This window comes from Xenorhabdus sp. PR6a, assembly GCF_028599065.1.
Taxonomy (GTDB): Bacteria; Pseudomonadota; Gammaproteobacteria; order Enterobacterales; family Enterobacteriaceae; genus Xenorhabdus; species Xenorhabdus doucetiae.
This window is the reverse complement of record NZ_JAQRFJ010000098.1, coordinates 1-7,301: the sequence shown is the minus strand read 5'-3', so window position 1 is coordinate 7,301 and position 7,301 is coordinate 1. Positions and strand designations below refer to the sequence as shown.

The 7,301-nt window shown below is 43.2% G+C and carries 10 protein-coding genes; 6 read left to right on the top strand and 4 right to left on the bottom strand.

The annotated features are described in order from the left end of the window. The 3 genes from PSI15_RS16705 to PSI15_RS16695 form a co-directional block, all read left to right on the top strand. On the top strand, positions 1 to 816 hold an 816-nt coding region (locus tag PSI15_RS16705; protein WP_273584520.1), incomplete at its 5' end, for an SDR family oxidoreductase. Between the two features lie 28 nt (positions 817 to 844). Beyond that, entirely contained in the window at positions 845 to 1,234 is a 390-nt protein-coding gene (locus PSI15_RS16700) for a nuclear transport factor 2 family protein (protein WP_273584519.1), read from the top strand. A 140-nt stretch (positions 1,235 to 1,374) separates the two neighbouring features. Then, on the top strand, positions 1,375 to 1,845 hold the full coding sequence (locus PSI15_RS16695; RefSeq protein WP_273584518.1) for a MarR family transcriptional regulator: 471 nt from the start codon (positions 1,375 to 1,377) through the stop codon (positions 1,843 to 1,845). Between the two features lie 61 nt (positions 1,846 to 1,906). Here PSI15_RS16695 and yaaA read toward each other — a convergent pair whose 3' ends face one another. Continuing rightward, positions 1,907 to 2,683: a peroxide stress protein YaaA gene (gene yaaA, locus PSI15_RS16690; protein ID WP_273584517.1), complete on the bottom strand. Its 777-nt coding sequence runs from the start codon at positions 2,681 to 2,683 to the stop codon at positions 1,907 to 1,909. Positions 2,684 to 2,854: 171 nt separating this feature from the next. Between yaaA and tal the strand changes: the two genes are divergently transcribed. Beyond that, positions 2,855 to 3,808 carry a transaldolase gene (gene tal, locus PSI15_RS16685; protein WP_273584516.1) on the top strand — a complete coding sequence of 318 codons (954 nt, stop codon included), beginning with the start codon at positions 2,855 to 2,857 and terminating at the stop codon, positions 3,806 to 3,808. Positions 3,809 to 3,960: 152 nt separating this feature from the next. After that, positions 3,961 to 4,539 (top strand): molybdopterin adenylyltransferase, encoded by a 579-nt coding sequence (mog, locus tag PSI15_RS16680; RefSeq protein WP_273584515.1) that lies wholly within the window; start codon positions 3,961 to 3,963, stop codon positions 4,537 to 4,539. Between the two features lie 58 nt (positions 4,540 to 4,597). Here mog and PSI15_RS16675 read toward each other — a convergent pair whose 3' ends face one another. Beyond that, positions 4,598 to 5,239 carry an ArsR/SmtB family transcription factor gene (locus PSI15_RS16675; RefSeq protein WP_273584514.1) on the bottom strand — a complete coding sequence of 214 codons (642 nt, stop codon included), beginning with the start codon at positions 5,237 to 5,239 and terminating at the stop codon, positions 4,598 to 4,600. A gap of 146 nt (positions 5,240 to 5,385) precedes the next feature. Between PSI15_RS16675 and PSI15_RS16670 the strand changes: the two genes are divergently transcribed. After that, the gene (locus PSI15_RS16670) at positions 5,386 to 5,883 is read left to right on the top strand and encodes a DUF2938 domain-containing protein (protein ID WP_273584513.1); all 498 of its coding nucleotides are present in this window, start codon (positions 5,386 to 5,388) and stop codon (positions 5,881 to 5,883) included. Positions 5,884 to 5,945: 62 nt separating this feature from the next. Here the strand turns inward: PSI15_RS16670 and PSI15_RS16665 are convergent, their stop codons facing one another. Further along, entirely contained in the window at positions 5,946 to 6,677 is a 732-nt protein-coding gene (locus tag PSI15_RS16665) for a hypothetical protein (protein WP_273584512.1), read from the bottom strand. 441 nt (positions 6,678 to 7,118) lie between these two features. After that, positions 7,119 to 7,301 (bottom strand): AMP-binding enzyme (locus PSI15_RS16660; protein WP_443256109.1); only part of this gene is annotated, 183 nt, incomplete at its 5' end.

The window sequence follows — 7,301 nt, the reverse complement described above, 5'->3', positions numbered from 1 at the left end:
TCAGAGAGAGTATCTAAAATATATCACGCAGCGGCCCAGATTAATTTTGTTCTTCCATACAGTAGTGTTAAAGGAACGAATGTCGATGGCATTGTAGAAATCATTAATTTTTGTTGTCACCATGAACGTAAGAAATTGGAGTATATTTCTACCATTGCTGTATTTTCCCCAGACTATCCTAAGCAGCCAATAACAGAAAATAGCCTCCCAGACTGCCCGGATTCACTATCTATCGGTTATAGCCAAAGTAAATGGGTAGCTGAACAATATGTGCAGCAAGCCAGATATCAAGGTGTCGATATCAATATTTATCGGATAGGGCGTATATCAGGTGACAGTGTTACTGGCGCATGTCAAAAAGATGATTTTTTATGGCGACAAATTAAAAGCTTTATCCAAATGGGAATAGCACCATATCCTGAATTACTAAGTACTGATCTATTACCTGTTGATTTCGTCAGTCAGGCCATTGTGGCCTTATCAACTTCTGATAAGGAACATGAGCATCTAAACTACCATTTATTCCACCCGAAGGGCACTGATTTTACCCCAGTATATCTGGCTATCAAACAAACAGGGCATAACATAACAACGGCTTCTGAGTCAGAATGGTTAGAAAAACTTGAACAAATGGTTGTCAATGGCAATGACATCGCTCTGGGTTCATTGATCCACCTTTTTAAAGAAAAGGCTTTGAATATTGGTAATAATACCTATAACAACCAAATCACACACGAAGCTATTAAAGGCTTAGGTCTCGATTTTCCAGATATTAATGTACAAACTTTCGAAAAATTAATTTGTTGTTTTATGTAAGCAACCCATAAAATACTAAGGAGAAATAATGTTTAACGTTGTGTTCGATAAATATATAACCGCAGTTTTAGAAAAGTCACCGACAAAACTCGCTTCTCTGTTTTGTGACGATGGTATTTTGAAGTTACCATTTCGTACCAGTCGAGATACCATCGAAGGTCAGTCACAGATACTTGAGCATTACTCAACAAGTTTTGGTCAGGCACCCCTGATCTTTACATCAGTTCAGGATATAGAACTGTACCCCACAGATAATCCCGATATTTTTATCGTTGAATATCGACTCAATGGTAAGACATTACCCCATAAAAAAGATTTCTATTGTTTATATATAAATGTATTTAAATTGAACAGTGGTAAAATTAAAGAATTACATGACTATGAGGATGTCCTTAACCGATCAGCCATTTTTTCTTGATTTTTGCTGTCCTTAATCGTAAATAAGTGGATATTTACAGGCCTGTTCCTTATAAGAACATCTTTCGGTATAAATTTTTATATATGGAACAGGCCAATGAGCTCAGTTTCTAGCAAAATTCAGGTTGTAAAAGAGTCCACATGAAAACAAATAATCAAGATACTTATGATACTGATGTAACGTCTTTTGAAAATGCCCTGGGCTGGCTCCAGTGTGTTCTCGTGGCAAGAAGAACCATCACAAATCCGGAGGGTATTTCATGGCCACAATATGATACTTTACATTTACTCCGACAATACCAGCCGATGAATCCTAGTGTGATTGGCGAAAAACTCGGTTTTACCCGTTCCAAAATGTCTAAAATTTTGAGGCTGCTGAAAGATAAAGAATTTATTGAACAAGAAACGGGAGAAAACGATAAACGTGAGCTGGTCACTAAGTTGAGTCCAAAAGGGCTGGCATTTTTGCAGCGGGTCGAGTCCAGCAGACATAACATGGCGGATATTGTCGTGTCTAATATGTCCCAAAGTGAAATTGCCCTATTTACGGAACTTTGCCATCGTGCCGCAGATCTTTTGTATGCCCAAACCCCACTTCGTGATGAGGATTGAGCAGTTACGGCTTTCGTCTTGAGAGCCGCAACTTGAAGTTTATAGAGAATGGTACTAAAAATTAATGCTGTTCGGGACGCTTAAACACCAACTCATCCCCTTTGGAGAGGGATTCATCAAACGCATACCCTTCCAGATTGAACTCCACCAGCCGGGCGGGATCGGTCAGTTGATGTTGGATGATAAAACGGCTCATCAACCCACGCGCTTTTTTAGCGTAGAAACTAATGACTTTGTATTTGCCATTTTTTTCATCCAGAAAAACCGGCTTGATTATCTTGGCTGCCAGCTTTTTGCGATTGACCGATTTGAAATACTCATCAGAAGCCAGATTGACCAGCACATCATCGCCCTGTTGTTCCAGTGCGGTATTTAAGTTTTCCGTAATGCGATCACCCCAGAACTGATACAGGTCCTTACCGCGCAGATTTTCCAGTTTAATCCCCATTTCCAGGCGATAAGGCTGCATCAAGTCGAGAGGACGCAATATCCCATACAGGCCGGATAGAATTCTCAAGTGCGTTTGGGCAAAATCAAAATCGCCGGCAGAGAAAGTTTCGGCCTGCATTCCGGTGTAAACATCGCCTTTAAAGGCCAAAATCGCCTGACGGGCATTTTCTGGCGTGAAATCAGGCTGCCATTCACCAAAACGGGCGGCATTCAACCCCGCCAGCTTATCACTAATCCCCATCAAGCTACTGATTTGCGCCGGTGTCAGTGCCCGGCAAATTTCGATCAGTTGTTGGGATTCCGTCAATAACGGCGGTTGGCTAAACTTTTCGGTTGCGAGTGGACTGTCATAATCGAGTGTTTTTGCAGGAGAAAGGGTAATAAGCATGATTTTTTCCTCATAATCCAGACGTTCCCCACTTTAGCAAAAAAGCACGCCAAGGGGAGAATCTCAACGATACGATTTTCCTACCTTACAGCCGCGCTTGACCATGTTATTATCACCGGATGGCGAGGCAACGTTGCCAATAATTTTACGTATAACGATGAGATATTAAACATGACCGATAAACTGACTTCCCTGCGTAAACTGACAACAGTCGTAGCAGATACCGGGGATATCGCGGCAATGAAACTGTATCAGCCGCAAGATGCGACCACCAACCCTTCCCTGATTTTGAACGCTGCGCAAATTCCAGAATATCGCCAACTGATTGATGAAGCCGTTGCATGGGCGCGTGGTCAAAGCGACTCACGTGAACAACAAATTATTGATGCCGGCGATAAATTGGCTGTCAACATTGGCCTGGAAATCCTGAAACTGATCCCCGGCCGTATTTCTACAGAAGTCGATGCGCGTCTGTCTTATGACACCGAAGCCAGCGTCGCGAAAGCAAAACGTCTGATCAAACTGTACAACGACGCGGGCATCAGCAACGATCGCATTCTGATCAAACTGGCTTCCACCTGGCAAGGTATCCGTGCGGCGAAACAACTGGAGAAAGAAGGCATCAACTGTAACCTGACGCTGCTGTTCTCCTTCGCGCAGGCACGTGCTTGTGCAGAAGCCAGTGTCTACCTGATTTCGCCATTTGTTGGCCGTATCCTTGACTGGTACAAAGCAAACAGTGACAAGAAAGAGTTCGCACCACATGAAGATCCGGGTGTGGTTTCCGTTTCTGAGATTTATCAGTACTACAAAGAACACGGTTACAACACGGTGGTGATGGGCGCAAGTTTCCGTAACGCCGGCGAAATTCTGGAACTGGCAGGCTGTGACCGCCTGACAATCTCTCCGGCACTGCTGAAAGAGCTGTCTGAAGCAAAAGGTGAAGTCGAGTGCAAATTGGGTTATGAAGGCGAAATCAAAGCACGTCCAGCGCCAATGACTGAAGCTGAGTTCTACTGGAACCACCACCAAGATGCCATGGCAACGGAAAAACTGGCGGAAGGTATCCGTAAGTTTGCAGTAGACCAGGGTAAACTTGAGAGCATGATCGCTGATCTGCTGTAATTCCCGGCGATAGGCTATTTTTTGACACCCTATTTTTTACACAAGTGTCTTACTCAAAGGCGACTAATGAGGTCGCCTTTACTCAATAAATTTCACGTTGCAGCCACACATTTTATTATTTTTTCTCATTTTTATAGCGAATTGAGGTTTGTATGAATGTATTGCGCATTGGCCTCGTGTCCGTTTCTGATCGCGCTTCACAGGGGGTTTATCAGGATAAGGGGCTGCCTGCACTGGAAGCATGGCTGAAAAAAACCCTTATCACACCTTTTAGTGTAGAAACCCGCCTGATCCCTGATGAACAAATCCTGATTGAACAGACATTATGTGAACTGGTCGATGAACTGGGATGCCATCTGGTGCTGACCACCGGGGGAACCGGCCCGGCACGTCGTGATGTCACGCCGGATGCAACGCTGGCGGTTGCTGATCGTGAAATGCCCGGATTTGGCGAACAGATGCGTCAGATCAGCCTGCAATTTGTGCCAACTGCAATCCTGTCCCGACAAGTCGGCGTGATCCGCAATCAAGCACTGATCCTCAATCTTCCCGGCCAACCGAAAGCCATCGCAGAGACGCTGGAAGGATTAAAAGACGAAAACGGCAAGGTATTAGTCGCAGGAATTTTTGCCAGTGTTCCCTACTGTATCCAACTGCTCGACGGCCCGTATGTGGAAACGAATGAAACCGTTGTCGCTGCGTTCCGGCCGAAAAGCGCACGGCGCTTATAATCATCGAGTGAAAAGGTTCTGAGCGCATTCAGAACCTTTCAGGGAAAATAAACCCATTCTAAGATTTCGTCTCAATGCGCATTCCGGCCTCTTTCCAGCCCGAAAAGCCTTTTTTAAACCGGCGGGCGTGAATTCCCTTGGCACGCAGCAATGCGAGGGCATTGGCAGAAAGCACGCAATAAGGGCCACGGCAATAGGCGATCAATTCTTGATTGGAGGCCAATTCGTCCAGCCGGTTTTCCAGTTCATCAACCGGAATATTAATGGCATTGGGTAAATGGCCCTGTTCAAACTCCTCTTTTGGCCTGACATCAAGTAACGTCATACTCTTTGCTTTAATCCTTTCCAGCAGCTCTTCCCATGAAATAGCTTCCTGATTGCTCGAATCATCGATCAATCTGCGCATCTCTTTGCGGTTAAATTCAGCATAGTGTTGCAGTGCAGCGATAATGCCCATAATCGGCCCTTCGCTCCGGCGATACAGCACATGCTTGCCCGATTTGCGGGACTGGAGCAGTCCGGCGCGTTTGAGGTGTTGGAGATGTTGGGAAGTATTGGCAATCGACAGGCCGGAAAGCGCCGACAAATTTTCCACGGATTGTTCAGTATCGATCAGACACTCAAGCAGCACCAATCGATGGGAATTTCCCAACACCTTCGCGATTTCCGCGATCTCAACCAGAATTTCTTTATCAAACATTGACTTTATACTTCCCGCATTATTATATTCAATGAACTAATTGACTATGATGGTATCAAAGTTTTTTCGCCATTTCGAGTACCCGTTGATTGAGCATATAGATTGATTGACCCTACAGATAGCCACAATTCGGAGGATCGCAACAGATGAATGAAGGATTGGAGTTTATTATTTATTCTATATTGATTGGTGCCGGAGCAACAATTGTTATGGATCTTTGGGCAGTTTTCATCAAACGGTGTTTCGGCATCCCCTCATTAAACTACAGCATGGTAGGCCGCTGGATTGGGCATATCCCCAAAGGAAAATTCATCCATACCAGCATCCTGCAAGCTGAACCCGTGAAAGGTGAAACCGGCATGGGTTGGTTGGCTCACTATCTGATTGGGATCATTTTTGCCGGTTTCTTATTGCTCATTTATGGATTAGAGTGGGCGCAACACCCCACTTTTCTGCCCGCGTTAATAACCGGTATCGTGACTTTAGTTGCCCCTTTCTTCATTATGCAGCCGGGCATGGGCATGGGGATTGCAGCCTCTAAAACACCCGCCCCCAATACCGCCAGATTAAGAAGCCTGATGGCACATACTTCTTATGGCGTTGGTCTGTATTTAGCGGCGTTATTATTAACGTTATTTTCTTGATTTTATTTCTTAATGACCGTCGATAAATAATCCAAATTTATCGACGGAGGTGTGTTGAATTTTTATCCTTTTCTATGCTCATCGGAAACAAAAACTTTCTTGTTCTTAAAGTCTATGATTATTTTTCGGTTTCTGAGAAAGCTGTTTCCGATAAGGCCATCAACTTCACCCATATGTTGAAAATCTCCATCAACAATCACTGCACCAAAACGCTCTGGTTTTCCGGCTATTGATCTGACGGTGAGCATTGTGGCTTCACAACCTTTATTATCCATTTCGGGATGAACCGCGAGACAGCTTGCAGGAACGTAGGACTTAAGTCTCTCGCGCCATATCATGGATACTGTGGCACCGGTATCCAGAATCATATGGTACTTATGTCCAGACTGCTTGACATCAAAGATCAAACCGTCAGGGGATATATGGAAAGGGAATACAGTAAAACCTTTTGGAATCTTCGTATTACCGATAAAACTATCTTCGATAGTTAATAAATTTGATACATAATCCAGCGTTATCCGTTTATCTTTAAACGCCCCCAAACCTGCAACGGGAACATCTGGCAATTTTCCTTGATTAGAAATCATTAGCCCCCATTGTTTGAACGGGACTATGGTCACGTTTTTTAATTTAATATGATTTACATCTAAAGAATCAGCCAGATACTTTATATTTTCCTGATTTTTTCCGGCCAAATCGGTACTGTGATAAATGCTTTCTTTTTTAAGTCTTTTTATTTTATTTATCTGAGAATCGTAAAGGTGAAACCCCATAGAAGAACCTGTATCAACCATCGCATATATCGGCTGACCATCAATGATAAAAGTTGTCTAAGGAACAGAATATTTATCAAAGCTCAGTTTTAATGTTGCAGAATTTTCTACGCTAGCAACGGAAGGCTCAGAAAAGATAGCGAGAATGAAAAATAAAAACCTTGTTAACCAATAACTGAATTTTACCATTGTTGGAACTCACTATTTCTGGATGTTTTTCATTATCGCCTCTTCACTAACTCCAGACGCTACCCGATGCGATAACACGTAACTGAGAAAAAGCCGTATTGATGAACAAGATACTGTTTTATTAAGAAATCTGTTAGCTCGTGAAAAACGATTTACTAAACGACCACCATGGCAAACGTTAGCTAATACGCAGCCTACAAAGATTTGCTCCAGTTTGCAAAAGAATTCCCTCTGAAGTTGTGTATCCAGCAGGCTGTCGACAAGCTATTTACGTTACGTTTTTTTTTCGTCTGAATTGGTCAAAATGATAGGAATAAAATCTACTATTTCTATTACTTTAGGGGTAAATACAGACCCTAAGTGTTCTTTAGACCAATTAATCAATTCTATAGCTGGTATTGCTTCTTGTTGCTTAAGTACAACGACAGCTTTGACTAATTCACCCCATTTATCATC

Coding starts and splice junctions, on each gene's coding strand:
- PSI15_RS16700 (WP_273584519.1), top strand. CDS start 845: ATGTTTAACGTTGTGTTCGATAAATATATAACCGCAGTTTTAGAAAAG.
- PSI15_RS16695 (WP_273584518.1), top strand. CDS start 1,375: ATGAAAACAAATAATCAAGATACTTATGATACTGATGTAACGTCTTTT.
- yaaA (WP_273584517.1), bottom strand. CDS start 2,683: ATGCTTATTACCCTTTCTCCTGCAAAAACACTCGATTATGACAGTCCA.
- tal (WP_273584516.1), top strand. CDS start 2,855: ATGACCGATAAACTGACTTCCCTGCGTAAACTGACAACAGTCGTAGCA.
- mog (WP_273584515.1), top strand. CDS start 3,961: ATGAATGTATTGCGCATTGGCCTCGTGTCCGTTTCTGATCGCGCTTCA.
- PSI15_RS16675 (WP_273584514.1), bottom strand. CDS start 5,239: ATGTTTGATAAAGAAATTCTGGTTGAGATCGCGGAAATCGCGAAGGTG.
- PSI15_RS16670 (WP_273584513.1), top strand. CDS start 5,386: ATGAATGAAGGATTGGAGTTTATTATTTATTCTATATTGATTGGTGCC.
- PSI15_RS16665 (WP_273584512.1), bottom strand. CDS start 6,677: ATGGTTGATACAGGTTCTTCTATGGGGTTTCACCTTTACGATTCTCAG.